This is a genomic window from Glycomyces lechevalierae (assembly GCF_027622945.1).
Taxonomy (GTDB): Bacteria; Actinomycetota; Actinomycetes; order Mycobacteriales; family Micromonosporaceae; genus Glycomyces; species Glycomyces rutgersensis.
The window spans coordinates 601421-626726 of record NZ_JAPZVQ010000001.1; the positions used below are offsets into that span (position 1 = coordinate 601421).

The window sequence follows — 25306 nt, forward strand, 5'->3', positions numbered from 1 at the left end:
CTAGTACTGCCCGAGGGCGAGGCCGCGGGCGAAGAACTTCTGCGTGAACAGGAACAGGACCACTGTGGGCAGTGAGACGAGCAGGCCGCCCGCGAGGACCGTGGACATCTGCGCGCCGCCGTAGGTGCTCTGCATCCCGGCGAGACTGGTCACGATGGGCCGCACGGTGTCCGACTGGCTGAGGACCAGGCCGAGCAGGAAGTCGTTCCAGATGAACGTGGCCTGCAGGATGAAGACCGCCACGAGCGCGCTCGAGGCCATCGGCAGGTAGACGCGGGCGAAGATGCGCCAGGTCGACGCGCCGTCGAGCACGGCCGCCTCGAAGACGTTGTGCGCGATGCCGGTGAAGAAGTTGCGCATCACGAACGCCGAGAACGGGATCGAGATGGCCGTGTACACCACGATCATGCCCGGCCGGGAGTCGAACAGGCCCACCCGAGAGTAGGCGTCGAACAGCGGCAGCAGGATCATCTGCAGCGGGAACACGGTGCCGCCGAAGATCACGACGAACCACGCGAAGCCGTGCCGCAGCCGGAGCGCGACGATCGCGAACCCGGCCGCCGCGCCCACGACCACGGCGATCGCGGGGGCGACGACCGCGTAGAGCAGCGTGCTCGCGGCGCTCTCGGCGAGCCCGGAGAGGCGCACCGCCTCGGCGATGTTGTCGAGCAGCGAGAAGTCCGTGGGGATCCAGGACTCCTTGGTGGTGAACGACTCCGGCGACTTCGCGGCGTTCACCAGGAGCAGGTAGACCGGCAGGAGCCAGAGCGCACCGAGGACGGCCAGGACGGTGGTGCGGATGATACGACTCATGTCAGACCCCGTGCTTGCTGGAGAGCTGCTGGCGCAGGTAGAGGATCGAGGCCGCGAGCGTGACCACGGTGAGGAACACGGCGATCGCCGAGCCGAGACCGTACTCGCTGTTCACGAACGTCTCCTTGTACATCGTGAGGGCCAGGGTCTCCGAGGCCCGGCCGGGCCCGCCCTTCGTCATGCCCTGCACGATGTCGAAGGTCTTGAGCGAGGCCACGATCGAGAGGCCGACGACGACCGCGGTGAGCGGGCGCAGCATGGGCCACAGGATGCTCGTGAAGAGCCGCAGGCCGTTCGCGCCGTCGACCCGCGCGGCCTCCAAGGGCTCCTTGGGGATCGACTGGAGGCCGATCGTGAACAGGAGGGCGTTCACGCCGACGCCCTGCCACGCGGTCGCGAGGATCATCACGACCGTGTTGAGCGGGGCGTCGACGAGCCAGCGCGGGGTGTCCGCGATCCCGAAGGCGGCCAGCGCCTGGTCGAGCGCGCCGTCGCCGGAGAGGATGAACGACCAGATCACGCCGACCCCGATGCCGGAGAGGGCGTACGGGATGAGGAACGGCAGGCGCAGCCACGTGCCGCCCTTGAGGTTCCAGGTGAGCAGGGCGACGCCGAGGCCGATCCCGACCGGGACGAGGAGGGTGCCGGCGACCCACAGCAGCGTGTTGAGCACGGAGCCGATGAACTCCGGGTCGTCCAGCATCTCCACGTAGTTCGCGAAGCCGACCCATTCGGGGTCGCCGAGGCCGTTGTACTCGGTGAGGCTGAGGAAGGTGGTCCACAGCAGCGGCAGGTAGAGCAGCACGGCCACGAGGAGCACGCCGGGGGCGATGAACCCCGCCGCGGACCAGCGGTACTGGTCCTTGGCGCGCCTCGGGTTCGGGGTCTGGTCGGACGTCATGCGGTGCTACCCCTGGTCTGCCCAGTAGTCGTCGGCCTCGGCCTGGATGGTCTCGAGGAACGGGAGCGGGTCGCCGGGGTTGGCGATGAACGCGCCGAACTGCTCGAGGGCGACGGTGAGGATCGGCGTGGGCGTGGCCTCGTAGTAGCGGTCGTAGCGTTCGTACTCGTCGCCGGCGACGGTGGTGCCGAGTTCTTCGAGCATCGGGTCGGCGACCGTGGCCTTGGGGTTGAAGGCGACGTCGCCGCGGGCGGCGCTCCAGGCGGTCTGCGCGTCCGGGGACATCCACCATTCGGAGTACTCGAGGCCGAGGGTCTTCTGGGAGGAGTTCTCGGCGACGCAGAGCGGCCCGGACTCGACCGCGACGGGGGTCTTGTCGAGGTCGGGGTTGACGGCGGGGATGACGAACATGTCGTAGTCCTCTCCGGAGACCATGCCGGCGCCGTCCAGGGAGCCGTTGAAGAACGAGCCGAAGTTGATCATCGCGAAGTCGCCCTGCTTGAGGCCGACGGCGGGATCGACCGTGGCGCCGGCGTCGCTGAACCAGCCGGCCTCCTGCTGGTCGCGCCAGGTCTCCATGATCGCGACGATGCGCGGGTCGGTGTACTTCACCTCGCCGGTCGCGAGTCCGTTGTAGAGCTCGGGGTCGGTGCCGGCGACGAGCTGCTGGAACCACGGGAAGGTGAACAGCGTGCTGGTCTGGTAGTAGGGGGTGATGCCGGCGCCGCTGAGCCTGGTCGCGGCGGCGTCGAGCTCGGCCCAGGTGGTGGGCTCGGCGATGCCCTGCTCCTCGAAGACGTGCTTGTTGTAGTACATGACCCAGTAGGCGACGTTCATCGGGACGCAGTACTGCTTGCCGTCGAAGGTGTAGGCGTCCTTGAGGTCGTCGCCGATCCAGCCTTCGTCCACGGCCTTGGTCCAGATGTCCGTGGTCTCGGCGACGAGTCCTTCGTCCACGAGTTCGGCGAGGGAGGGGCCGGTCTGCCAGGTGAAGAGGCCGGGGCTCTTGTCGGTGCGGAAGGACTGCTTGATGAACGCGTCGTACTGCGCCGCATCGGAGTAGCCGGTGGTGTTGAGGCTGATGTCGACATCGCCTTCGCTCTGGGCGTTGAGCTCGTCGAAGTCGGGCTCCCAGGCGGCCTTGTTGGTGTAGAAGTCGAGCGTGCCGGTGGTGGCGCCGTCGTCTTCATTGCCGCCGCCGCACGAGGCGAGCAGCAGCGAGGCGGCCGCCGCCGCGGCGATGAGGGGGATCGTGCGTGATCGCATGGTGAACTCCTTTGTTCGGTAAAGGGGTGGGGTTCAATGCTCAACGGTCCTGGTGCCGCGGACCGAGGCTTTGACGGTCCCGAAGCGTTCGCTGCGGGAGCGGGCCGTGCGGCGGATCGTGTAGGGGCCGACGGCGGCCGGGACGATGAACGTCTCGGCGTAGTGGATGGTGTAGGGCGCGAAGGCGCCTGTGGGGCTGATGATCTCGACTTCGTCGCCCTCGACGAGGTTGAGGACGTTGACGGTGCCCTCGGTGTCGTGGGCGACCTGTTCGCCGAACCAGTGGCGGCGCACCTCGATGAACTCGAGCTCGTGGAGGCCGGTGCGCTCCTCCACCACGTCGCCGTCCTCCGCGACGACTTCGACGCGGTTGACGAGGTTGGCCTCGGTCCATGCGGTGCCGCGCTTCCAGACGAGGTTGCGTTCGCCGTGGTCGAGGTGCACGGGGCGGGGGACGCCGTCGAGGCCGAGGCGGCCCCAGTCCCAGAGCTTGAAGGTGAAGATGAACGGGGTCGCGGAGATCTCGAGGACCATCGAGTTCGCGCCGGAGCTGTGGATGGTGCCGGCCGGGATGAGGAAGTGGTCGTGCTTCTTGGCGGGGAAGGCGTTGACGTACTGCTCGGCGGGGAAGGGCCGCTCGCCGGTCTCGGCGGCGCGCAGGTCGGCGAGCATCGCCTCCCGGTCGACGCCGTCCTTGGTGCCGAGGAAGACGACCGCGTCGTCCCCGGCGTCGAGGAGGTAGTACGACTCGTCCTGCGTGTAGTGCATCCCGAAGGTGCGCTGGATGTAGTCGGTGAGCGGGTGCACCTGGAGGGAGAGGTTGCCGCCCTCCATGGTGTCGAGGAAGTCGAAGCGGATCGGGAACTCGGCGCCGAACCGGGCGTAGGTCCGCTCCCCCAGCAGCGCTTCGGGTTCGGCGAGCACGAGGTCGAGGGAGGGGATCTCGACGATCGCGCCTTCGGCGTCTTCCAGGAGGAGCGAGTTCTCCTCGGGCACGCAGTCGAAGCACCACGCGTAGTTGGGTTTGCCGGGGTCGAGTTCGAGCTTGCGCTTCATCCACTGGCCGCCCCAGACGCCGGGGTCGAAGAAGGGGACGACGCGCAGCGGCGCGTGCGCGGCGTTGGCGAGCCCGGCCCGGAAGGCGTCGCCGGTGATCATCCCGGCGGGGCGGGAGGTCGGCTCGGCGGCCCCGATCGCGTTGGCGTCCAAGACGAAGTCGAGCCGGTCGAACATGGCGGCCTTGTGCCGGTCGGCGACCCGCCATTCGACGAAGAAGCCGCGCTTGTACTTGCGGAGCTGGTCCTCGTCGGGGTTCTCGGCCCGCCAGTTGGTGGCCCCGGCGCGTTGGCGCAGTTGGAGTTCCCAGCGGGCCATGTCCGCGAGCACCAGGGCGTACGGGGTGTGGAGGCGCTGGGCGACGAGGTCGGCGCCCCAGCCGAGGAGCACTGTGGGGCCGTCGGCGCCGTCGATTTCGACGGCGAGCTTGTCGAGCCGCTCGGGGTCGTAGAAGGCGTCCACTGTGGCGTGCGAGAGGACGCCGAACACGCGGTCGTCGGTGAGGTTGTCCGCGAACCGGGCGTCGATCTGGGCGATCGGCAGCGCGGCTTCGTCTTCGACGTCGACGATCCGCCAGCGCGGCAGCGCGTCCGCGATCGCCTTGGCCAGCAGGGGGAGGTCGGCGCCGGGGTAGGCGTCGACGACGAGCAGCGGCGCGCGGGCGCCCGCTTCGGCGCTCGCCGCGTCGGCGGCGAGGGTCCAGGCCTGCACGCCGGTGAGGACGCGGGCGTCGGCCGGCAGCGGGACGGTCGGCTGCTTCTCGTACTGTCCGGTCACTGTGCGCTCCTTCATGATTGGGGTGTCGCGGCGAGGACGGCGAGGCCGCGCAGCACCGAGAGTTCGGGGCGGTCGGGGACGGTGAAGGCGGGCCGGTGCGAGCTGGTCCAGAGGTGCTCGCGCACGTACGCCTCGATCGGTGCGGCGACGGCGGTTCCGGCGCGCAGGATGCCGCCGGAGAGGATCACGACCTCGGGGTCGTAGGCGTGGCACAGGGCCACGGCGGTGGCGCCCCAGGCGCGGATCGCCCGCTCGCGCAAGGCGAGTGCGGCGTCGTCGTCGGTCTCGAAGAGGGCCTGCACATCGGTGACGGCGTCGCCGCGGACGGCGAGGTCGCGGCGGAGGGCCCAGGCGCCGGCGATGGACTCGGCGCAGCCGACGTTGCCGCAGTTGCAGAGGGACCCGTAGAGGTCGACGGTGACGTGGCCGCCGAGGATGCCGGCGTGGTCGTGGGCGCCGCGCAGGAGGGTGCCGTCGATGAGCGCGGCGGTGCCGATGCCGGTGCCGAGGGTCATGAGGACGGCGTCGCGCGCGCCGGGCGCGGAGCCGGCGGCGGTCTCGCCGACGAGGGCGGCGCGGGCGTCGTTCTCGATGACGGCGGGGAGGCCGAAGGATTCGCGGGCCCAGGCGATGAGGTCGAGGCCGTCGAGGCGGGGGTGCTTGTCGTGGGCTTTGACCATGCGGCCGGCGGCGCGGTCGACGACGCCGGGGACGGCGATGCCGACGGTGACGGGGGTGAGCGGGGTGGTCTCGGCGAGGAGCGCGGCGGCGGTGTCGCGGGCGTGCTCGAGGTCGCCCTTGCCGGTGGGGACGCTCGCGGTGCGCAGGGGTTCGCCCCGTTCGAGGATGCCGATCTTGATCTCGGATCCGCCGAAGTCGATGCAGAGCTCCATCGCCCGTCTCCTTTCCCGGCTCGCGGCCTTGCGGTTGGTAACGTTACCAACCAGGGGCGAGTTTTGGCAAACACACAGCTCAGGAAGCTTGAAACCTCAGGGATGCTCGATCGTGACGGGCAGTTCGACCGTGGTCGCCTCCGCCTCGGCCGTGCCTTCGAGGCGCGCGAAGAGCAGCGTCGCGGCCTCGCGGCCGAGGAGGCGCGCGTCGTGGTCGATCACCGTCACAGGCACCGGCATGAGCTCGGAGAGCTCGAAGTCGTCGAAGCTGACGAGGGCCGGGCGGGGCCCGGGCACGCCGTCGCGGAGGCGCCGCCCGATCTCGCGCAGCGCGCCGATCGTGTTGCGGTTGTTGGCGCTGAAGATCGCCGTGGGCGGCTCGGGGTGGTCGAGCATCGCCCGCGCGGCCCGGCTCGCGGCGTCCACGTCCTGCTGGTCCCGGGCGATGATCGACGGGTCGATCGGCGCCCCGCGCTCGGTCATCGCCCGCTCGTAGCCGCGGTACCGGCGCTCGCCGGTGAACACGGAACTGCGGTTGCCCAGGAAGCCGATCCGGGTGTGCCCGGCATCCAGAAGGGACAGTGTGCCGCGGTACGCGCCGCCCACGTCGTCGAGGAGCACGGTGTCCACGTCGAGGCCCGGCACGCGCCGCGAGGCGAGCACGAGCGGCACGTCCCCCAGCCGCTCGGGCTGCAGGTGCTCGGCGTCGCCGCTGGTCGGCACCAGGATCAGGCCGTCGACCTGACGGCCGATGAAGTCGCTCACGAGCTGGCGCTCCCGCCCGGCGTCCTCGCCGGTGTTGCCGAGGATGATCCGCCGCCCGTGCTCGGCGGCGACCTCCTCGACGCCGAGCGCGAAGTTCCCGTAGTACGGGTTGGCGAGGTTGGTGATCGCGACTCCGATGAGGCCGCTGGGCTGGCCCGGCCGCAGGCTCCGCGCGTTCTCGTTGCGGTAGTAGCCGAGCTCGCGCACGGCCGCCATCACCCGCTCCTGGAGGTCGGGCCGCACGTTGACGCCGCCCGCGAGCGTGCGCGACACGGTCATCGGGCTGACCCCCGCGCGCGAGGCGACCTCTTTGATCGTCGGCTGGCGCGCGCCCCGCGATGTCGACATGCCCGCCCTCCTCTGCGTCGGCGCCAATCCTATGCGAACCCCCGCCCGGCCGCCGGTCTAGAGTCGAGCACTCCCCCGCCGACTGAAAGGCCCTTCCGCGTGCGCACCCTCCATGTCGTCACCCATCCGCAGGCCACCCACCATGTCGACGGCCTCGTCGGCGGCTGGCACGACTCCGACCTGACCCCCGCCGGCACCGAGTCCGCCGGGCGCATCGCCGCAGCGCTCCGCGCCGCGATCCCCACCGAGACCAAAGTGGAGCTGTACTCCTCGGACCTCAAGCGCACCAAGCAGACCGCCGACGTCATCGGCGAGCGGTTCGGCCTCGAACCGGTCCTCGACGCCCGTCTCCGCGAGTCCCGCTTCGGTGAGGCCGAAGGCCACCCGCAGTCCCGCTGGGACGAGCTGTTCATCCCGCCGCCGGCGGACGGCGACCCGATGGCGCACCGCGTCATCCCCGGAGCCGAGTCGAAAGCCGAACTCGCGCAACGGATGTACGCGGCCCTCGACGACCTCGTGAGCCGCCCGTGCGAGCACCAGATCGTCGTCACCCACGGCTACGCGTTCTCGTTCCTGGTCGCCGCCTGGATCAAGATGCCGCTCGAAGCACTCGGGTACGCCCTCTTCAAAGCGCCCTCGGGCAGCATCACCACCCTCCACGAGGACGACCGCTACCGCGGACGGCTGGTCCTGCGGCTCGGGGACGCGCGACACCTCTGAAGCCCCCCAAGCGGTTCGGGAGGGGTCCCGAGACAACACGGATATTTTCGGGCGCGGGCGGGCCGAACGGGCCGACCCCCTGCTACACCCCGAAAGGATTCACAGTGGACAGAAAGCGGAAGCACCTGCTCCGCCTCGGCGCCGGCGTCGCAGCCGGCCTCGGCGCCGTGGCGCTCGCGTGGACCGGCATCGCCGCCAACGCGGGCGAACCGAAGACCGAGGACGACTTCGAAGCCAAGATCATCGGCGGCCAGCCCGCCGAGGAGGGCCAGTACCCCTGGCTGGTCAGCCTCGCCTACGCCGACGACGGCTCGCTGCTCTGCGGCGGCACCGTCATCACCGAGGACATCGTCCTCACCGCCGCGCACTGCGCCGAAGCGGTCTCGGGCCCTGACGGGCTCGTCGTGCGCTCGGGCTCGGTGGACCTCGAGTCCCCCGACATCGTCGAGACCACCGTGTCGGACATCCACATCGCGCACGACTACAACGAGCCGGTCGACCTGGCGAACGACTGGGCGCTCCTCCTCCTCGACGAACCCGTCGACGTCGAACCGATCGACGTGGGCACCGAGCCCGAGGAGTTCGACGTCCTCGAGACCGCCGGCTGGGGCGAGACCGGCTCGGGCTTCCCGACCGTCGCGCGCTGGGTCGAGGTGCCGTTCGTCAGCGATGACGACTGCGAGGCGGCCTACCCCGGCGAGTTCGACGCGCAGACCATGCTCTGCGCGGGCGACCTCGAGAACGGCGGCGTCGACTCCTGCGACGGCGACTCCGGCGGCCCGATCATGGCCCCGAACGAGGACGGCGAGCTCACCCTCGTCGGCATCGTGAGCTGGGGCTACGGATGCGCCGAAGCCGGCAGCCCAGGCGTCTACGCCGAGGTCGCGGACTTCAACAGCGCGATCGACGACGTGATCGACGACTGGTCCTGACGCAGGAGAACCGGGCCGGAAGGGGGCATCCCTTCCGGCCCTTCGCCGTTCACACGTCCGATGCGGCGGGGGCGTGGCAGATGGCCACGATGGCGTCGATGAGGCGGTTCGCGGCGCCGTCCCAGTCGGCACTGGCGGTCGGTTCGCCTTCGGCGAGTTGGCGTTCGCGTTGGGCGGGCATGTGGACGAGGAGCAGGCGCATCATGGCGCCGCGCTCGGCGCGGACCTCGGGCGGCAGCGGCGGGAAGCACCGGTCGATCTCGCGGACCGTGCGCTGGAGGGCCGCCGCCTCGCGGGATTCGCGGGTGAGCACGGCCCGATAGGCGGGGTCGGTCGCGGTCTGCTCGCGGAAGCGGGCGTACCAGGTGTGATTGCCCAGCGCCGCAAGGTGATCGGTCAGGGGCCGGACGAGGCAGGCGAGCCAGTCGCGGAGGTCGTCGGAGCCGTCGGCGCGGTCGATCATGGCCCGGCGGCGTTCCTCGATGTCGGCCGAGTGCCGCTCGATCACGGCCTTGACGAGCCCTTCCTTGGAGCCGAAGTGGTAGGTCACGGCGGTGTTGTTGCCCTGGCCGGCGGTCTCGCTCACCTTGCGGGCCGAGACCTCCAGGCTCTGCTCGGCGAACAGCCGCTCGGCGGCGTCGAGGATCGCCTCCCGGGTGGCGTGGAGCTGTTCAGCGCGTCTGGTCCCGGCGGGCATGGCGGCGTCCTCCTTCGAAAGCTGTCTGATCGGCCACTCGCAAGCCTACCCTATTTCATAAGTCAGTCACTTGACTTACTATTGAGGTCATCGACAGGTAAGGAAACCGATGAACACCGTCCCAGACACGCCCCTCGCGGGCGAGCGACCACCGAAGACGAACGCGGTCGTGGCCGTCCTGGCCTTCGCCGGCATCACCGTGGCGCTCATGCAGACCCTGATCATCCCGCTGCTGCCCGAGCTCCCGGGCCTGCTCGGGGCCTCCCCCGCCGACACGTCGTGGGCCGTGACCGCGACGCTGCTCGCGGCCGCCGTGGCCACGCCCGTGATGGGCCGGCTCGGCGACATGTACGGCAAGCGCCGGATGCTCCTGGTGAGCCTCGGCCTCCTGGCCGCCGGCTCGGTGGTCGTGGCGATGAGCGACACCCTCACGCCGATGATCGTCGGCCGCGCCATGCAGGGCCTCTCGGCGGGCGTCATCCCGCTGGGCATCAGCATCATGCGCGACGAGCTGCCCAAGGAACGCCTGCCCGGCGCGATGGCGCTCATGAGCGCTTCCCTCGGCGTCGGCGGCGCGCTCGGCCTCCCGGCCGCCGCGTTCCTCGCCGACAACGTCGACTGGCACGTCCTGTTCTGGGCCGCAGCCGGTATCGGCGTCGTGTGCATCGGCCTCGTGGCTTCGATCGTCCCCGAATCCAAGGTCCGCAGCGGCGGCCGCTTCGACCTCGTCGGGGCCGCCGGGCTCTCGGCGGGCCTGGTCGCGCTGCTGCTGGCCGTCTCCAAGGGCGCCGGCTGGGGCTGGACCGACCCGCTGACGCTCGGCATGTTCGCCGCGGCCGTCGTGATCCTGCTGGCCTGGGGGCGGTTCGAGCTCAAGACGCGCGAGCCGCTGGTGGACCTGCGCACCACCGCGCGCCGCCAGGTGCTGCTCACCGACCTCGCCGGGATCGTGTTCGGCTTCGCGACCCTCGCGATCTCACTACTGCTGCCGCAGCTGATCCAGCTTCCGGAGGCCACCGGATACGGCATGGGACAGTCGATGGTCGCCGTCGGCCTCGTCATGGCGCCCTCGGGCATCGCGATGATGCTCTTCGCGCCGGTCTCGGCCAGGATCACGAAGGCCAAGGGCCCCAAGACGACCCTGATGACCGGCGCGGTCGTCGTGGCCGCCGCGTACGCGCTCGGCACGGTCTTCATGGCCGAGATCTGGCAGCTCGTGGTCGTCTCCGCGCTCATCGGCGTCGGCATCGGACTCGCCTACGGCGCCATGCCGGCCTTGATCATGGACGCGACGCCGCCGTCCGAGACCGCCTCGGCCAACAGCCTCAACACGCTGATGCGCTCGATCGGCACCTCGTTCGCCAGCGCCGTCTCCGGCGTGGTCCTGGCGAACATGACCACCGACTTCCACGGCACGGCAGTGCCTTCGGAGGCCGGGTTCCAGCTCATCATGGCGATCTCGGCGGGCGCGGCCATAGGCGCGATGCTCATCGCGGCGTTCCTGCCGCGCCGCAGGCGCGAACCGGAATCAGCGGCGGAGGCGCTACAGACCGCGGGCGCGCCGGCGTAAGGGGACCGGCACGCGTCGGGCCGCGGCGGCACCGGGTGGTGCGGCCGCGGCCTGACGCATAGGGGCTCTAGGCGAAGACCTCGTCGACCAAGCTCTGGAGGACTTCCTGGAACGCCGTCGCGAGGGTCATCCGGACATCATCCACATAGTTCAGTGAGGCGGTGAGCGTCCTGGAGCCGTCGGGCGTGCTGAACATCAGGGCCGCATAGCTGGCGATGCCGCCGTTGTGGGTGATGAGCGTGCCGCCTGCCGTCTCCTGGACGAAGACGCCGAGGCCGTAGCCCATGTTCGGGATCGGGGTCGGGTAGGGCTCGACCATCTCGGCCAGGAGCCCGGCGGGCAGGAACTCGTCGCCGAGGAGTCCGGTGATGAACGCCTGCAGGTCCTTCGTCGTCGAGATCATGTCGCCGCCCGTGGAGACCCGCGAGGGGTTCATGCGGGAGACGTCGACGATCCGCACCTCGCCGTCCTCCTCAAGCCTGTAGTAGCCGTGGGCGTGCTCGCCGGGAATGTCCGGCGAGGTCTCGGGGACCGCGGTGTCCTTGAGGCCCAGCGGGTCCAGGACGAGTCGGCGCATCTCCTCGGGGAACGGGCGGCCGGTGGCCGCCTCGACCACGAGGCGGGCCAGGACGTAGTTCGTGTTGGAGTAGCTCCAGGCCGTGCCCGGTTCGAAGTTGAGCGGCTTCGCGAGCGCGAACTCGACCAGCTCCTCGGGCGAGAAGGTCCTGAACCGGTCCTCGACCCAGGCCTTGCCCTGCCAGGTGATGCCGGGGACGAGTTCGCCGTCCTCGAAGTCGCCGGTGAAGTTGTAGACGCCGCTGGTGTGCTGCAAGAGCATCCGCACGGTGATGCGCGGGTCCAGCGTGAACTTCGGCAGCAGGTCGGCGACCGGGGCGTCGAGGTCGATCCCGTCTTCGGCCACGAGGCGGAGCACCAGAGCCGCAGTGAAGGTCTTGGTGTTGGAGCCGATGCGGAAGGCGCCTTCGGTGGAGGGCTTCTCGGTGCCGCCGATCTCGCGGTGCCCGGCGCTGGCGGTCCATTCGCCGTGCGCATCGGTGACGCGCAGCTGCACGCCGGTGAATCCGGCGGCGACGACGCCTTCCATGGCCCGCTGGAGCGCGGGGCGCTCCTGCTCGACTGGGTTGGCGGTGGCGGTGGCGGTCGCCGTGGTGAGGTTCTCGTTCATGCCCCCAACTATCGGAGGCCGTCCTGTCGCCGTCCTTGCATCGCGCTGACATGACCGCTGACGCGGAACGGGTTCACTCCAGGCGGCCGGTCCGCGCGGTCGCGAGCTGGAGTTGGATCGTGCGCGTCCAGCCGATCGCGGCGGTCGCGGCGAACGCGCCGTAGAAGAGGATCGCGAGGAGCACCGGCAGCGAATGCCAGCTCGAGTTGGCGGCGGCCACCACCAGCGCGTATCCGGTGAACGAGATGAGGGCGGCGGCGATGCCGCCGAAGGAGATCAGGATCTGGATCTTGAAGATCCGGTACCTGCCGGTGAGCTCGCGGATCGTGACGCCCGCGCGGTGGCCGATCTCGCCGTGGTCCTCCGCGGGAAGGCCCGCGCGGGCGACGACGTGCCGTTCGAGCAGGACCACCGAGCGGGAGCGCTGCAGGGCCGCCGCGACGAGGATCTGGTGGTGGGCGTGCATGAACCACAGGGGCGCGGCGCTGAAGGCCGCGACCCATTCGCCGCCGATCGGCCGCTGGCCGCCGAGCGCGATGATGGCGAGGCCGAGGTACGTGACCTGGATGGCGAGGAGCGCCAGGCGCTCGCCCGCGAGTGTGGAGAGCTTGTCCCGGTCGGTGGTGTAGAGCGCGAGGAGCGCGTCCGGGTCGCCGTGGGTCGCGGGGGTATCGGCCGCCATGCGAGGGCCTTTCGGTAGGGGTCGGCACTCCCTTCCCACGGTACTGCGCCCCAGCGACATCGCGGCTGGTCGACCATGAGCCCACTGGCGGCCGTCGCAGAGTTCCCGCGGGATGTCGAGTTGCCCTGCGTGGCAGGCGGTGTCGGTGATGACGCATGACCTCGCGCAGGTCGCCGTGGCGCCAGGGCCCGTGGGGGTCGGGCCGCCAGGCCGGGCCGGCGTCGAGCGGCAGGCCGGCGACGGCCGCGTCGGCCAGTGCCGCCTCGCGGCGGTAGAGGTCGAGGATCTCTTCGCCGACCGCTCGGGCGGGGCGGTCCAGGACCACCGGGGCGGCCGGGCGGCCGCTGCGTATTCGACGAGACAGCGGTCACGGATGCATCGGTCGTCGAGGACGCGAATCGGGGCGAAATCCTTTGTTAGTCTTCAAAGCCGAACATTCAGGAGGGCTCATGGCCGCCGCCCGGCTCACGTCACGCGACATCCGCAGCGAATCGCGGCTCGTGGTCGTGCGGGCGCTGCTCGCGGCGGGTGGGTCGACCCGCAACGAGCTCGCCGAGGCCACGGGGCTGAGCCTCGGGACGGTCTCCACGATCGTGCAGGACCTCCTCAAGTACGAGATCATCGCCGAGACCGGCCCGGTGCACGGCGGCATCGGTCGGCCCACGACCGGGCTGCGGCTCAACGCCGATCGCGGCCGGGTCGTCGGCTTCTACCTGGAAGACCGGTACCTGGAGGCGACCGTGTTCGACGCGGCGCTGGGCGAGCTCTCGACGGTCGAGGCGACCTCCGAAGAGCCGGTGGAGGACGCCGACGACGTGATCGAGTGGATCGTCGGCGCGCTCGACGACGCGCTCGGGAAGGCGAAGGCGAGCCGCGAGGACATCCTCGGCGTCGGCATCCTCCTGCCCGGCGGCATGCAGCGGCCGGTGAAGGCCGAGACGGTGCCGAGCGCGATCTGGCTCCACCTCGACCGGCTGCGCGACCGGCTCGGCCTGCCGGTCGTGGTCGACAACCCGCTCAAGGCGATCGCGACCGCGCAGCTGTGGCTCGGCGCCGGGCGCCGCTCCGCGAACGTGGTCGCCGTCAGCCTCGGCATCGGGGTGGGCGCGGGCATCATCCAGGACGGCGTGGTCGTGCGCGGCGCCACGAACGCGGCGGGCGAATGGGGCCACAGCCTGCTCGCCTTCGAGGGCCGCCGATGCCGGTGCGGCCGTGACGGATGCGTCGAGGCGTACGTCGGCCTGCCGGGCATCCAGCGCACACTCGCCGAGATCGCGCCCGGCCACCCGCTCGCCGGCGACCGCGACGACTGGACGTTCGCATCGGACCTGGCCGCCGCGGTCGAGTCCGGCGACCCGGCCGCGATCGCGACGGTCGAGCGCAGCGCCCACTACCTCGGCGCCGCGCTCACCGACCTCGTCGCGATCCTCAACCCCGAGGTCATCACCCTGTCGGGCTGGGCCGACGCGCCCGCGTCGCGCGAGCGGGTCCTGCCGATCGTGCGGCAGCGAGTCCTCGCGGACGCCCCCGGCGACGCCGCGGCGGGCCTCGCGATCGAGATCTCCCCCAGGTGCGGGATGGAGGGCATCGCCGCGATCGCCTTGGAGCGCTTCATGAGAGACGTCGGCCTGGTGACCACCAGGGTCATTCCGGCGCTCTGAACCGCCTCAGCGGCGCACGCGGTAGGTCACGTGGACCACGCCTGTGGCCGCGCGAGCGCTCACCTGCTCCAGGTCGAGCGGCGGGACGCCTTCGAAGAGCCGCGTGCCCGCGCCGAACGTGATCGGTGCGATGTGGAGCCGCAGCTCGTCGATGAGTCCGGCCGCAAGGTACTGGTTGACCGTGGTCGCGCCGCCCATGACCGCGATCTCGCCGTCGCCGGCCGCCTCGCGCGCCTGCGCCAGCGCCGACTCGATGCCGTCGGTGACGAACGTGTAGGTGGTGCCGCCGTCCATCACCTGCGGTTCGCGCGGGTGATGGGTGAGCACGAAGACCGGCGCGTGGTAGGGCGGATCGTCCCCCCACCAGCCGTTCCATTCGCGGTCCCATTCGCCGCGGACGGGGCCGAACATGTTGCGGCCCATGATGAACGCCTTGGCGGCGGTCATCTGCGCGATCTCCTCGGGGTTCTCCTCGGCGGTGTCGAACATCCAGGCGTGCAGGCTCTCGCCCATGCCGTTGCCGCCGTCGTCGCCGAACGGCCGCTCCTCCGTCTGGTTGAGACCGGCCGCGTAGCCGTCGGCCGTGATCGTGATGCCGCAGACGACCTTGCCCATGCGCACCTCCACATTCGTCGTTGAGAGTCCGGTGTCGTTGGGCTCCAGCATTCCACCTACCGGGGCAGCACGCCGCGGCCCTCGCGGACTTCGAAGACCAGCTGGGTCTCGGTCTGGCGCACGACGGCGTGGGCGGTCACGTGCTCGAGGATGAGGTCGCGCAGCGCCTCGGGTCCGGCCACGGCGACGTGGAGGAGGAAGTCGTCGTCGCCGCCCACATGGAAGACGGTCATCACGCCGGGCAGTTCGACCAGGCGGTCGTAGAGGTGGTGCACGTGCTCGCGGCTGTGGCTTCCCAAGCGCACCTTGATGATCGCGTGTAGCGGGCGGCCGAAGGCCTCGGGGTCGAGGTGGGCGGCGATGCGGGTGAGGACGCCCGATTCGCGGAGCGCGCGCAGCCGGTACGCGCAGGTGGACTCGGCGACGCCCGCACGGACCGCCAGCGCGGCGTTCGTCATCCGGCCGTCCTCGACGAGCGCGGCGAGGATCGCCAGGTCGGTGCCGTCGAGCGACGCCGCTGGGGGTTGCGTTTTCTTCGACCGCTCCTCGGCCATTCCCGGTCCTTCCGCTGAATCTTCATGGATTCGCGCGATCTGTGCGGATTTCCGCAGGCTGTATTGCGCGTAATTGCGGTTCAGCCTACATTCTGGGCATGATCTCGCCTCGACTGCAATTCGACACCGTGGCGGTCCACGCGGGCCGCGAGGACCTGGCGGCGCTCGGCGTGCACGCGCTGCCCATCGACCTCTCCTCCACCAATCCGCTGCCGGGCATCGAGGCGGGCGGACTCTCCTACGAGGCCATGGCGAACGGCGGCACGCCGACGACCGAGGGCGGGTCGGTGTACGCGCGGCTGTGGAATCCGACGGTGGCGCGGTTCGAGACGGCGCTGGCGCGGTTGGAGCACGCGGAGGCGGCGGTGGCGTTCTCCTCGGGCATGGCGGCGATGACGGCGGCGATCCTCGCGGCCGGGACCGGCCGGCACGTCGTGGCGGTCCGCCCGCTGTACGGCGGGACCGACCACCTGCTGTCCACGGGGCTGCTCGGGACCGAGGCGACCTTCTGCGCGGCCGGCGAGGTCGCCGAGGCGATCCGGCCCGACACGGCGATGGTCGTGCTCGAGACGCCCGCGAACCCGACGCTCGAACTGGTCGACATCCGGGCGGTCGTCGAAGCGGCCCAAGGGGTTCCGGTGCTGGTGGACAACACGTTCGCGACGCCGGTGCTGCAGAACCCGATCGACTTCGGCGCTTCGATGGTGCTGCACAGCGCCACGAAGTACCTTGGCGGACACGGCGATGTGATCGCCGGGGTGATCGCCTGCGACGAGGAGACGGCGGCCGCGCTGCGGCGGGTCCGGGCGGTGACGGGCGGGCTCCTGCATCCGCTCGGCGCATACCTGCTCCACAGGGGATTGACGACGCTGCCGATCAGAGTGCGTGCGCAGCAGGAGCACGCGCAGCGCGTCGCCGGTTGGCTCGAGCGGCATCCGAGTGTCGCCCGCGTGTACTACCCGGGGAGCGACGGGGATCCGCAGGGGCTGATCGGGCGGCAGATGCTAGGCACCGGGGCGATGATCTCGGTCGACTTGCGCGGCGGGTTCGAGCAGGCCGCGCAGGTGACCTCGACGGTGCGGCTGTTCACGCACGCGGTGTCGCTGGGCGGGGTGGACTCGCTCATTCAGCATCCGGCGGCGCTCACGCACCGGCCCGTCGCGGCCGACGCCCGCCCGGCGGACAGCCTGGTGCGGCTGTCGATCGGGCTCGAAGCGCCCGAGGACCTGATCGCCGATCTGGATCAGGCCCTCACTCCCCCGCTGTCCATGATGGCGGGTTCACGCGACGCGGCGCAGCCGACGGTCGCGTGAGCCGGCGCCGAAGGCGACCGCGCCCGCTGCTCCGCGCGGGGGCCGAGGGGGGGCCCCCCGGCGGGTGGGGGGGGGGGGGGGGGTAGCCCCCTAACGCAGGTCGTTCGCGCAGCGCAGGACCGCGGCGAAGGCGGCCGGGTCGCCCGAAGGGGACACGATGTCGATCCGGGCCGACTCGCCCGCTCGCAGCGTGAGCATCCCCTGCTCGGCGCGGGCGGCCGGGTCGACCTTGTCCGCGTGACAGAACAGGTCCCGCACCAGCGAGTTCGCGGACACGTGCAGCACGCATCCGCCTTCGACGGCCTCGGCCGCGACCTCGAACGGACGCGGGTCCAGTTCCTGGTCGATCACCTCGGCGCCGTAGGAGAACGCGGGCGCGAAGCCGTCGCCCTCGGCGCGGATGTACTCGCCGCTCAGGTCGCCGAACGCCGCCACTTCGGCGGGCACCGTGACCGTCGCGCCGTCGCGCGGGTCGACCCGCGCCTCGACCACGGCCTTCGCGAGCACCTTGCCGTCGAAGGACTCCCGGGTCACGGTGAACGACCCCGAGTACGCCTCGCCCGTGTCGTTCACGAGCACCAGCGCCAGCTGGTCGAACTCGGGCTTGACCCCTTCCCACGCGTTCGCGCGGCTCTCGTTCGACGGGCGCGGCTGCAGCGTCGCCAGCCGCGGCGCGTACGCGTCGCGCAGCGCGTGCCACAGCGGCTTGCGGTGCCCCGCGAAGTCGACCGCGGCCCAGGAGACCACGGGCCAGTTGTCGTTGAGCTGCCACAGGATCGTGCCGGTGTTGTGCGGGGTGAGCGACCGGTAGTGCTCGACGCCGAAGCGGATCGCCTGCGCCTGGTTGAGCTGCGTCGTCCAGTGCCAGTCCTCGATGGACTCAGGGTCGGGCAGGTGGCCCTGCCAGCCGCGCTCCAGCTTCTCGTTGCCGCGGTTGGCCTTCTGGTGCACGAGCATCTCCGCGCCGAACGGGTCGAGCGGTTCGTCGTGCACCACGGACACGAGCGTCGACCAGGCCGGCGGGGCCTGGAACCCGAACTCGGAGACGAAGCGCGCCAGGTAGTCCGCGTAGACCTTGTAGTCGACGCGGTTCCACACGTCCCAGACGTGCATGGTCCCGTACCGCTCGTCGTTGGGGTGCCGGTAGTCGCCGAAGGAGTACGGGCTCGCGGGCGAGTACGGGCGGGTCGGGTCGAGCTCGGCGAGGATCGCGGGCAGGACCTCGGTGTAGTACGCGTCGCCCCAGCCGCGCCCGTTCAGGCGGTGCGCCCAGCTCCAGTCGACCGAGCCCCAGGTGTTCTCGTTGTTGCCGTTCCAGATCACGAGCGACGGGTGCGGGCTGAGCCGGGTCACGTTCTCGCGGACCTCGGCCTCGATCTCGGACCGCAGCGGGTCCTCCTCGCTGTACGCGGCGCAGGCGAACAGGAAGTCCTGCCACATGAGCAGGCCGTGCTCGTCCGCGAGGTCGTACAGGTCGTCGGACTCGTAGATCCCGCCGCCCCACACGCGCAGCAGGTTGATGTTCGACTCGAGGGCGTCCGCGACGCGCAGCGCGTACCGGTCGCGGTCGATCTCGGTGAGGAACGCGTGGTCGGGGATCCAGTTCGCGCCGCGTACGAGGACTCGCTCCCCGTTGACCTTCAACAGGAACGGCGCCCCGGCGGGGTCGGGCTCGGTGTCGAGCTCGACGGTGCGGAAGCCGATCCGGCGCTCCCAAGCGGCGTCTCCGGCGGTGACCTCGACGCGGTAGAGGGGTTGGTCGCCGTGGCCGACCGGCCACCACAGCCGCGCGTCGGGGACGGTCACTTCGACAGTGGCCGAGGCGTGCTCGGCGGCGACGGTCGCACGCTGCTCGAAGGTCTCGCCGTCGGGGCCGGTGACCTTGACGCGGACCTCGACCGGCGCGGAGGTGTCGCGCTCCAGGTCCACATGGGCCGTCAGGACGCCGTCCGTGCCGACGACGTCGACGAGGGGGCGCACCGCGGCGACGCGCACGCCCGACCAGGATTCGAGGCCGATCGGCTTCCAGATCCCGGCGCCCGCGACGTCGATGCCCCAGTCCCAGCCGAAGGAGCAGGCCATCTTGCGGAGCTGGTTGTACTCGTGGTGGTTGGTGTGCGGCAACGCGCCGTCGCGCTCGGCGCGGGCGACCGCCTCCGGGATCGGGGCCGCGAAGGTGACCGTGAGCGTGTTCGCGCCTTCCTGCAACGCATCACGCACGTCCCAGCGGTAGCTCCGGTGCTGGTTCTCGGTGCGGGCGATCTCGATCCCGTTGAGCGCCACGGTGGCGACGGTGTCGAGGCCGTGCGCGACCAGGTCGTGGCGGGCGGAGCCGTCGTCGGTCCAGTCGAACGTGGTGGTGAACCGCCAGGCGGTGTCGCCGATCCACTGCTGCGCGGCCTCGTTGTCGCCGTCGAACGGGTCGGCGATGAGCCCGGCCCGGCGCAGGTCGAGGTGGGCCTCGCCCGGGACGGCGGCCGGGATGCCGTCCGCGAGCGGCGCGGCCACCGCCTCGGGGGCGGTGCCGGCCAGGTCGGCGGCGGTCAGCGTCCATCCCTCGTGGAGGGCGCGGAAGGTCGGCGGGTGTGGCATGGAATGGCTCCTCGAGATGGGTGAGGTCAGCGGTCAGGCGGTCGGCTCGCGCAGGACGCGCACGCCGCCGGCGGGAATCGTGACGGCGGGGCCGACGGGTTCGCCCGCGAGCAGGTCGAACCCCTCGGCCGTGGCCTTGCGGTCGGCGTCGGTGTGGTTGAGCAGGAACAGGAACGAGCCCGCGTCGCCGGTGCGGCGCACCGCTTCGACGCCGGGTTCGGCTTCGGCCACGGGGGCGAGCGCGGCCTCGGCGATGAGCCGGTCGGCGATGCGGTCGATCGAGGCGGAGGCCAGGTGCGCCGAGACGTACCAGGCGGCGCCGTCGCCGACCGCGCGGCGGGTGACGGCCGGGCCTCCGGCGAGCGAGCCGGAGTCGTACCGGACGACCGCCTCGGCGCCGTCGAGGTGGACGCGCTCGGTCCATTCCGCAACGGCCGTACCGTCGTCCAGCGCCGTGGACTCGCCGGCCTGGAGCGGGTAGAACTCGTCGGACCACGCGCCGAGGACGTCACGGAACGCGCCGGGGAAGCCGCCGGTGATCACCTGGCCGTCATCGTCGCAGACGCCCGACAGGTACGTGACCAGGAGGGACCCGCCGCGCTCGGGCACGGCCCGCAGTCGCGCGGCGTCGGACTCGGCGATGTTCAGCAGCGTCGGCACGATCACCAGGTCGTAGCCGTCGAAGTCGCCGTCGGGGGCGACCACGTCGCACAGGATCTGCCGCTCCCACAACGCGCGGTGCCATTCGCGCAGCTCGCGACCGTAGCGGAGGCCGCGGTGCGGTTTGAGGCCGTGGTTGAGCGCCCATCCGGCGACGTCGTCGACGACGATCGCCGCCCGTGCCGGTTCCACCTGCGTCCCTTGCACTTCCGCGAGCGACTGCAAGTGGCGGCCCAATTCCAGGACCTCCTGCCAGACGCGCGATCGGGTCCCGCTGTGCGGCAGCATCGCCGAGTGGAACTGCTCGGCCCCGGCGCGCGACGCGCGCCACTGGAAGAACATCGCGCCGTCCGCGCCACGGGCGATGTGCCCGAGGGAGTGCCGCACGATCTCGCCGGGGTCCTTGGAGCGGTTGCGCGGCTGCCAGCTCGGGCTGCCGGTGGAGCTCTCCATGAGCAGCCAGGGGCGGCGCCCGGCCGAGATGCCGCGCATCCGATCGCCCGCGAATGCCAGCTCCTGCTCCCGCAGCGGATCGTCCACCAGCGTGTAGTGGTCGTTCGCGGCGATAGCGGTGTGCGGCGTCCAGGAGGCGTAGTCCACGACCTGCGCGCCCGCGCCGACCATGAGGTTCGTCGTGACCGGCGCGGCCGAATGCCGTTCGATGACGGCCTTCTCGGCCAGGTACTGCGACAGCAGGGCATCCGAGGAGTAGCGCTCGTAGTCGAGGAACTGGCCCGGGTTCGGCGCTCCGTGCCGCCCGCGCGGGGGCAGGATCTCGTCCCAGTCGCTGTAGCGGTGCCCCCACTGCTCGGTGCCCCACGCGGCGTTGACGGCCTGCAGGGTCCCGTGGCGCTCGCGCAGCCACGCCCGGAACGCCTCGGCGGACAAGTCGCAGTAGCAGCGGGCGTTGCCGCCGCCGAACTCGTTCCCGATGTGCCACAGGCGGACCGCCGGGTGGCGGCCGTAGCGTTCGGCCAGCGCCTCCACATGGAGGAGCGCGTACCGGCGGAAGATCGGGGAGGCCGCGCACCAGGCGAGGCGCCCGCCCGCGGGTTCGCGGAAGCCGTCCGCGAGCACCGGGGCGATCTCCGGGTGCGCGGTCAGCAGCCAGCTCGGCGGGGCCGCCGTAGGCGTGGCCAGGTCGATGCCGATCCCGTTGCGGTGCAGCAGGTCCACCGCGTCGTCGAGCCAGGACCAGTCGCGTACGCCGGGGGCGGTCTCGATGGTGCCCCAGGCGAAGATGCCCAGGCTCACGAGGTTCACGCCCGCTTCGCGCATGAGGCGCACGTCCTCGTCCCACACCTCCCGCGGCCACTGCTCGGGGTTGTAGTCGCCGCCGAAGGCCAGGCCGTCGGCCAGGCGGATCGGAGGCGGTGGGGGCGGCGGCGCGGGGACGCTCGCGAGCACCGCGGGCTCGCCGCCGCCGCTCTGGAACGGGTCGATCATGCCTTGGACTCCGATCGGGCTGGGACGCCGGCTTCGGTCCACTCGCCTTTGAAGTGGTCGTAGCAGGTGCTGTTGTCGATCGCCTCGCGGTCGACCGGCGCCTCCGACGTGACGCGGCCGGGCCGCTCGGGGTCAGGGGCGGCCAGCGCGAGGAGCTTGGTGTAGTCGTGGTGCGGGTCGAGGATCACGGCGTCCGAGGGGCCGCGTTCGACGACGCGGCCGCGGTAGAGGACCACGATCTCGTCGGAGAAGTGGCGGGCGGTCGCGAGGTCGTGGGTGATGTAGAGGACCGCGAGCTGGTCTTCCCGTTGCAGGCGGCCCAGGAGGTTGAGCACGCCGAGGCGGATCGAGACGTCCAGCATGGACACCGGCTCGTCGGCGATGAGCACTTGCGCGCCGGGGGCGAGGGCCCGCGCGATGGCGACGCGCTGGCGCTGGCCGCCGGAGAGCTCGTGCGGGCGGCGGGGTGCGATGGCCTCGGCCGGGGTGAGGTTGACGCGTTCGAGCATCTCGAGGACGCGCGCGCGGGTGTCGTCCTGGGTCTTGGTGCGGCCGTGGATCTTCAGGGGCCGGGCGATGTGGTGCTCGATGGAGTGGAAGGGGTTGAGGGAGGCGAAGGGGTCCTGGAAGACCATCTGGACTTCGCGGCGGTAGTGGGCGTTGGTGACGGGGGTGCCGTCGTCGAGGCGCACGTCGACGGTGCCGGCGGTGGGTCGTTCCATGCGGGTGAGGATCTTCGCGATGGTGGACTTGCCGGAGCCGGACTCGCCGACGAGAGCGACGGTGCGGCCGGGGGTGAGTTCGAGGCTCACGTGGTCGACGGCGCGCAGGCGGGTGCGCTTGAGGCCGCTGCGGAGCGTGTAGTCCTTGACGAGGTCGGTGATCTTGACGCTGGTCATGCCCGCTCCTTCGCGGTTGCCACGGTGCTGTCCTCAGTGGTCTCGTCGACGCCGGTGCGGATGAAGGCGCCCCGCTCCCCCGAGAGGCTCGGGAAGGAGCCGAGGAGCTTGCGGGTGTAGGGGTGCTTCGCTTCGCGGTAGAGGCGGTCGGCGGTTTCGAGTTCGACGATCTCGCCGTCGAGCATCACGGCGATCCGGTCGCTGATCTCCAGGAGCAGCGGCAGGTCGTGGGTGATGAAGATGACGGCGAAGTCGAGTTCGTCGCGCAGGCGCACGATCTCGCGGAGGATGTCGCGCTGGACGACCACGTCGAGCGCGGTGGTGGGCTCGTCCATGATCATGATCTGGGGTTCGAGGAGCATGGCCATGGCGATCATGACGCGCTGGCGCATGCCGCCGGAGAGTTCGTGCGGGTAGGAGCCGAGGCGGCGCGGGTCGACGCCGACGCGGGTGAGCACGTCCTCGGATCGTTCGCGGATCTCCTTGCGGGACATGCGGGGCCGGTGCGCGAGGAGGGTGTCCTTGAGCTGCGCGCGGACGGTGGTGACGGGGTTGAGGGCGTTCATGGCGCCTTGGAAGACCATGGAGAGGCGTTCCCAGCGGAAGGCGCGCAGCTCGGCGTCGTCGAGGGCGAGGATGTCGGTGTCGCCGTCGTCGCCGTGGAAGGTGATGCGCCCGGAGGCGATGCGGGCCGGGGGCCGGTGGAGGCGGTTGACGGCGTAGGCGAGGGTGGTCTTGCCGCATCCGGACTCGCCCGCGAGCCCCAGGATCTCGCCCTTGTGGAGCACGAGGTCGGCGTGCTTGACGGCGGTCACCGGCTCCTCGGTCTCGTAGACGACGGTGAGGTCGTCGACGGTGAGCACCGCTTGGCGCTGGTCGGCGGTCATCGCGCGATCTCCTTGTCCTGGTTCGGCTTTGCTTGCTGGGAGGGGACCCCGTTGCGGCGGGAGGCCTGGGCGAGCTCGCGTTCGAGGCGGGCCGCGCGGCGGGCGCGCTTGCGGTGCAGGCGGAGGTTCTTCAGCTTGGGGTTGATGATCTCGTCGATCGAGAAGTTGACGAGGGAGAGGCCCATGCCGAACAGGGCGATGATGAGGCCCGGCGGGACGAACCACCACCAGGCGCCCAGCGAGAGCGCGAACCCGTTCTGCGCGTAGAAGAGCATCGTGCCGAGCGTGGAGGAGTTCGAGGCGCCGAGGCCGATGAAGGACAGGCCGGCCTCGCCGAGGATCGCCGAGATGACGGCGAACACGAACTGGGAGGCGATCACCGGGAGCAGGTTCGGCAGGATCTCGACCACGATGACCCGCCAGGGCCGCTCGCCCGAGACCTGGGAGGCGGCCACGTAGTCGCGGTTGCGCACCGAGAGGGTCTGGGCGCGCAGCACGCGGGCCGAGCCGGCCCAGCTCGTGACGGCCAGGACGATCGCGATCGTCCACAGTCCGCGGCTCTCGGCCGGCACGAATCCGGAGATCACGATGACCAGCGGGAGGCCGGGGATCACCAGGAACACGTTGGTGAACAAGGAGAACCCCTCGTCCACGACCCGGCCCCGGTAGGCGCCGTAGATGCCGAAGAACGCCGAGAGCGCGGTGGCGAGCAGGCCGACGATGACGCCGATCTGCAGCGAGCCGCGGGTGGCGTAGGCGAGCTGCGCGAGCACGTCCTGGCCGGTCTGGGTGGTGCCCAGCCAGAACTCGCCCGAGGGCGGGGTGAGGCCCATGTCGCGGATGGTCCGCGGGTCGCCCACGAAGAGCGGCCCGATGAGGCCGAAGAGGGTGATGGCGGCGATGAGGCCGAGGCCGATCGCGAGCCAGGGGGTCATGGTGGGCACGAGCATCCGCCAGCCCGCGCGGGGCTTGCGGCCCGTCTCGACCGAGGTCTCGGCGAGCAGTTCGGCGCTGTCGGCGACCGAGGGCTCGCTGGTGGGTTTCAGGTTCGTCATGGTGCGTCTCCCGTCAGGACCGGGCGCGGGTGCGCGGGTCGATCAGGCCGTACAGCAGGTCGACCACGAGGTTGGCGCCGAGCACGGCGAGGGTGATGAAGAGGAAGAGCCCCTGCATGAGCGCGTAGTCGTTGTTGGACACCGCGCCGAGCAGCCGGCCGCCGATGCCGGGGTACGAGAACACCTGCTCGGTGATCACCGAGCCCGAGACGACGAAGCCGAGCGAGATCGCGAACCCGGCCACGGACGGCAGCACCGCATTGCGGGAGGCGTAGGACCGCAGGATCTTCCGCGGTGAGAGCCCCTTCGCCTCGGCCGTGAGGATGTAGTCCTCGGAGAGGGTGGAGACCATCATGTTGCGCATGCCCAGGAGCCAGCCGCCGATGGAGGCCAGCACGATGGTGAGCGCGGGCAGGAAGCCGTACTGGATCGCCGAGCCGATGAACTCGGCGTTCCATCCGGGCGTGAGGACCACGTCGTACCCGCCTTGCAGCGGGAACCAGCCCAGGACGCGGGCGAGCAGGTACGTGAGCAGCAGTGCCAGCCAGAAGTACGGGACGGCGGCGAGCAGCGTGGTCGCGGGGATGAGGGAGTCGAGCCAGGTGCCCGGCTTCCAGCCGACGAACGCGCCGAGCGCGACGCCGAGCACGGCGGCGATGACCGTCGCCAGCCCGACGAGGATCACGGTCCAGGGCAGGGACTGGCCGATCACCTCGCTCACGGGCGCCGGGTAGTAGCTCACCGAGACGCCCAGGTCGCCCTGGAAGAGGTTCCCGAGGTAGTCGAAGTACTGCCGCCACAGCGGCTGGGTGTCGTCGCCCCCGAGGAGGAGTGCGTACGCCTTCCTGGTCTCGGGCGTGATCTGGCCGCCGCGCTGCTGGAGCTTGGCCAGCAGGATGTCCACCGGGTTGCCCGGGAGCATGCGGGGGATCGCGAAGTTCAGCGTCAGCGCGGCCCACAGGGCGACGGCGTAGAAGCCGATTTTGCGCAGGAAGTAGCTCATGCGGTTCTCCTTCGG

At 71.0% G+C, this 25306-nt stretch carries 22 protein-coding genes; 5 read left to right on the forward strand and 17 right to left on the reverse strand.

Going from position 1 to position 25306, the window contains the following annotated elements:
* From O2L01_RS02790 to O2L01_RS02815, 6 genes are all read right to left on the reverse strand, one after another.
* Complete coding sequence (locus O2L01_RS02790) at window positions 1-813, reverse strand: carbohydrate ABC transporter permease (RefSeq protein WP_270120223.1); 813 nt, start codon at window positions 811-813, stop codon at window positions 1-3.
* A gap of 1 nt (window position 814) precedes the next feature.
* Window positions 815-1714, reverse strand: coding sequence for a carbohydrate ABC transporter permease (locus O2L01_RS02795; protein WP_270120225.1), 900 nt, complete (start codon window positions 1712-1714; stop codon window positions 815-817).
* Between the two features lie 6 nt (window positions 1715-1720).
* Window positions 1721-2980 carry an ABC transporter substrate-binding protein gene (locus O2L01_RS02800; protein ID WP_270120227.1) on the reverse strand — a complete coding sequence of 420 codons (1260 nt, stop codon included), beginning with the start codon at window positions 2978-2980 and terminating at the stop codon, window positions 1721-1723.
* A gap of 33 nt (window positions 2981-3013) precedes the next feature.
* Entirely contained in the window at window positions 3014-4828 is a 1815-nt protein-coding gene (locus tag O2L01_RS02805; RefSeq protein ID WP_374727651.1) for a class I mannose-6-phosphate isomerase, read from the reverse strand.
* Window positions 4825-5706, reverse strand: a complete 882-nt coding sequence (locus O2L01_RS02810) for an ROK family protein (RefSeq protein ID WP_270120229.1) — start codon at window positions 5704-5706, stop codon at window positions 4825-4827. Before O2L01_RS02810 ends, O2L01_RS02805 begins: the two co-directional genes overlap by 4 nt.
* A gap of 96 nt (window positions 5707-5802) precedes the next feature.
* A complete protein-coding gene (locus O2L01_RS02815) occupies window positions 5803-6819 on the reverse strand; it encodes a LacI family DNA-binding transcriptional regulator (protein WP_270120231.1) in 1017 nt (338 codons plus the stop codon).
* 99 nt (window positions 6820-6918) lie between these two features.
* Between O2L01_RS02815 and O2L01_RS02820 the strand changes: the two genes are divergently transcribed.
* Together O2L01_RS02820 and O2L01_RS02825 are read left to right on the forward strand one after the other, a co-directional pair.
* Window positions 6919-7539, forward strand: coding sequence for a histidine phosphatase family protein (locus O2L01_RS02820; RefSeq protein ID WP_270120232.1), 621 nt, complete (start codon window positions 6919-6921; stop codon window positions 7537-7539).
* A gap of 104 nt (window positions 7540-7643) precedes the next feature.
* Complete coding sequence (locus tag O2L01_RS02825) at window positions 7644-8471, forward strand: serine protease (RefSeq protein WP_270120234.1); 828 nt, start codon at window positions 7644-7646, stop codon at window positions 8469-8471.
* 49 nt (window positions 8472-8520) lie between these two features.
* Here the strand turns inward: O2L01_RS02825 and O2L01_RS02830 are convergent, their stop codons facing one another.
* Complete coding sequence (locus O2L01_RS02830; protein WP_270120235.1) at window positions 8521-9168, reverse strand: TetR/AcrR family transcriptional regulator; 648 nt, start codon at window positions 9166-9168, stop codon at window positions 8521-8523.
* Between the two features lie 109 nt (window positions 9169-9277).
* Between O2L01_RS02830 and O2L01_RS02835 the strand changes: the two genes are divergently transcribed.
* Entirely contained in the window at window positions 9278-10738 is a 1461-nt protein-coding gene (locus O2L01_RS02835) for an MFS transporter (protein WP_270120237.1), read from the forward strand.
* Window positions 10739-10805: 67 nt separating this feature from the next.
* On the opposite strand, the gene O2L01_RS02840 is transcribed toward O2L01_RS02835, so the two are convergent.
* Window positions 10806-11924, reverse strand: coding sequence for a serine hydrolase domain-containing protein (locus O2L01_RS02840; protein ID WP_270120239.1), 1119 nt, complete (start codon window positions 11922-11924; stop codon window positions 10806-10808).
* Between the two features lie 73 nt (window positions 11925-11997).
* Window positions 11998-12606, reverse strand: a complete 609-nt coding sequence (locus tag O2L01_RS02845; RefSeq protein WP_270120240.1) for a hypothetical protein — start codon at window positions 12604-12606, stop codon at window positions 11998-12000.
* Between the two features lie 449 nt (window positions 12607-13055).
* Between O2L01_RS02845 and O2L01_RS02850 the strand changes: the two genes are divergently transcribed.
* The gene (locus tag O2L01_RS02850; protein WP_270120241.1) at window positions 13056-14267 is read left to right on the forward strand and encodes an ROK family transcriptional regulator; all 1212 of its coding nucleotides are present in this window, start codon (window positions 13056-13058) and stop codon (window positions 14265-14267) included.
* Between the two features lie 6 nt (window positions 14268-14273).
* Here O2L01_RS02850 and O2L01_RS02855 read toward each other — a convergent pair whose 3' ends face one another.
* Window positions 14274-14933 carry a dihydrofolate reductase family protein gene (locus O2L01_RS02855; RefSeq protein WP_270120242.1) on the reverse strand — a complete coding sequence of 220 codons (660 nt, stop codon included), beginning with the start codon at window positions 14931-14933 and terminating at the stop codon, window positions 14274-14276.
* 5 nt (window positions 14934-14938) lie between these two features.
* The gene (locus O2L01_RS02860) at window positions 14939-15436 is read right to left on the reverse strand and encodes an Lrp/AsnC family transcriptional regulator (protein ID WP_270120244.1); all 498 of its coding nucleotides are present in this window, start codon (window positions 15434-15436) and stop codon (window positions 14939-14941) included.
* Between the two features lie 98 nt (window positions 15437-15534).
* Between O2L01_RS02860 and O2L01_RS02865 the strand changes: the two genes are divergently transcribed.
* A complete protein-coding gene (locus O2L01_RS02865; RefSeq protein ID WP_270120245.1) occupies window positions 15535-16749 on the forward strand; it encodes a trans-sulfuration enzyme family protein in 1215 nt (404 codons plus the stop codon).
* Between the two features lie 90 nt (window positions 16750-16839).
* Here O2L01_RS02865 and O2L01_RS02870 read toward each other — a convergent pair whose 3' ends face one another.
* From O2L01_RS02870 to O2L01_RS02895, 6 genes are read right to left on the reverse strand one after another with little or no spacing between them, the layout of a single operon-like run.
* Window positions 16840-19341 (reverse strand): glycoside hydrolase family 2 protein, encoded by a 2502-nt coding sequence (locus tag O2L01_RS02870; protein ID WP_270120246.1) that lies wholly within the window; start codon window positions 19339-19341, stop codon window positions 16840-16842.
* Between the two features lie 33 nt (window positions 19342-19374).
* Window positions 19375-21447 (reverse strand): beta-galactosidase, encoded by a 2073-nt coding sequence (locus O2L01_RS02875; RefSeq protein ID WP_270120247.1) that lies wholly within the window; start codon window positions 21445-21447, stop codon window positions 19375-19377.
* Window positions 21444-22346 (reverse strand): ABC transporter ATP-binding protein, encoded by a 903-nt coding sequence (locus tag O2L01_RS02880; protein WP_270120249.1) that lies wholly within the window; start codon window positions 22344-22346, stop codon window positions 21444-21446. Before O2L01_RS02880 ends, O2L01_RS02875 begins: the two co-directional genes overlap by 4 nt.
* Window positions 22343-23233, reverse strand: a complete 891-nt coding sequence (locus tag O2L01_RS02885; protein ID WP_270120252.1) for an ABC transporter ATP-binding protein — start codon at window positions 23231-23233, stop codon at window positions 22343-22345. The genes O2L01_RS02880 and O2L01_RS02885 overlap by 4 nt, the downstream gene beginning before the upstream one ends.
* The gene (locus O2L01_RS02890; protein WP_270120253.1) at window positions 23230-24288 is read right to left on the reverse strand and encodes an ABC transporter permease; all 1059 of its coding nucleotides are present in this window, start codon (window positions 24286-24288) and stop codon (window positions 23230-23232) included. Before O2L01_RS02890 ends, O2L01_RS02885 begins: the two co-directional genes overlap by 4 nt.
* A gap of 13 nt (window positions 24289-24301) precedes the next feature.
* Window positions 24302-25291, reverse strand: a complete 990-nt coding sequence (locus O2L01_RS02895; RefSeq protein WP_270120255.1) for an ABC transporter permease — start codon at window positions 25289-25291, stop codon at window positions 24302-24304.
* Window positions 25292-25306: the final 15 nt, after the last annotated feature.

Coding starts and splice junctions, on each gene's coding strand:
- O2L01_RS02810 (WP_270120229.1), bottom strand. CDS start 5,706: ATGGAGCTCTGCATCGACTTCGGCGGATCCGAGATCAAGATCGGCATC.
- O2L01_RS02895 (WP_270120255.1), bottom strand. CDS start 25,291: ATGAGCTACTTCCTGCGCAAAATCGGCTTCTACGCCGTCGCCCTGTGG.
- O2L01_RS02870 (WP_270120246.1), bottom strand. CDS start 19,341: ATGCCACACCCGCCGACCTTCCGCGCCCTCCACGAGGGATGGACGCTG.
- O2L01_RS02790 (WP_270120223.1), bottom strand. CDS start 813: ATGAGTCGTATCATCCGCACCACCGTCCTGGCCGTCCTCGGTGCGCTC.
- O2L01_RS02885 (WP_270120252.1), bottom strand. CDS start 23,233: ATGACCGCCGACCAGCGCCAAGCGGTGCTCACCGTCGACGACCTCACC.
- O2L01_RS02845 (WP_270120240.1), bottom strand. CDS start 12,606: ATGGCGGCCGATACCCCCGCGACCCACGGCGACCCGGACGCGCTCCTC.
- O2L01_RS02840 (WP_270120239.1), bottom strand. CDS start 11,924: ATGAACGAGAACCTCACCACGGCGACCGCCACCGCCACCGCCAACCCA.
- O2L01_RS02865 (WP_270120245.1), top strand. CDS start 15,535: ATGATCTCGCCTCGACTGCAATTCGACACCGTGGCGGTCCACGCGGGC.
- O2L01_RS02860 (WP_270120244.1), bottom strand. CDS start 15,436: ATGGCCGAGGAGCGGTCGAAGAAAACGCAACCCCCAGCGGCGTCGCTC.
- O2L01_RS02835 (WP_270120237.1), top strand. CDS start 9,278: ATGAACACCGTCCCAGACACGCCCCTCGCGGGCGAGCGACCACCGAAG.
- O2L01_RS02880 (WP_270120249.1), bottom strand. CDS start 22,346: ATGACCAGCGTCAAGATCACCGACCTCGTCAAGGACTACACGCTCCGC.
- O2L01_RS02830 (WP_270120235.1), bottom strand. CDS start 9,168: ATGCCCGCCGGGACCAGACGCGCTGAACAGCTCCACGCCACCCGGGAG.
- O2L01_RS02805 (WP_374727651.1), bottom strand. CDS start 4,828: ATGAAGGAGCGCACAGTGACCGGACAGTACGAGAAGCAGCCGACCGTC.
- O2L01_RS02855 (WP_270120242.1), bottom strand. CDS start 14,933: ATGCTGGAGCCCAACGACACCGGACTCTCAACGACGAATGTGGAGGTG.
- O2L01_RS02875 (WP_270120247.1), bottom strand. CDS start 21,447: ATGATCGACCCGTTCCAGAGCGGCGGCGGCGAGCCCGCGGTGCTCGCG.
- O2L01_RS02850 (WP_270120241.1), top strand. CDS start 13,056: ATGGCCGCCGCCCGGCTCACGTCACGCGACATCCGCAGCGAATCGCGG.
- O2L01_RS02815 (WP_270120231.1), bottom strand. CDS start 6,819: ATGTCGACATCGCGGGGCGCGCGCCAGCCGACGATCAAAGAGGTCGCC.
- O2L01_RS02795 (WP_270120225.1), bottom strand. CDS start 1,714: ATGACGTCCGACCAGACCCCGAACCCGAGGCGCGCCAAGGACCAGTAC.
- O2L01_RS02800 (WP_270120227.1), bottom strand. CDS start 2,980: ATGCGATCACGCACGATCCCCCTCATCGCCGCGGCGGCGGCCGCCTCG.
- O2L01_RS02890 (WP_270120253.1), bottom strand. CDS start 24,288: ATGACGAACCTGAAACCCACCAGCGAGCCCTCGGTCGCCGACAGCGCC.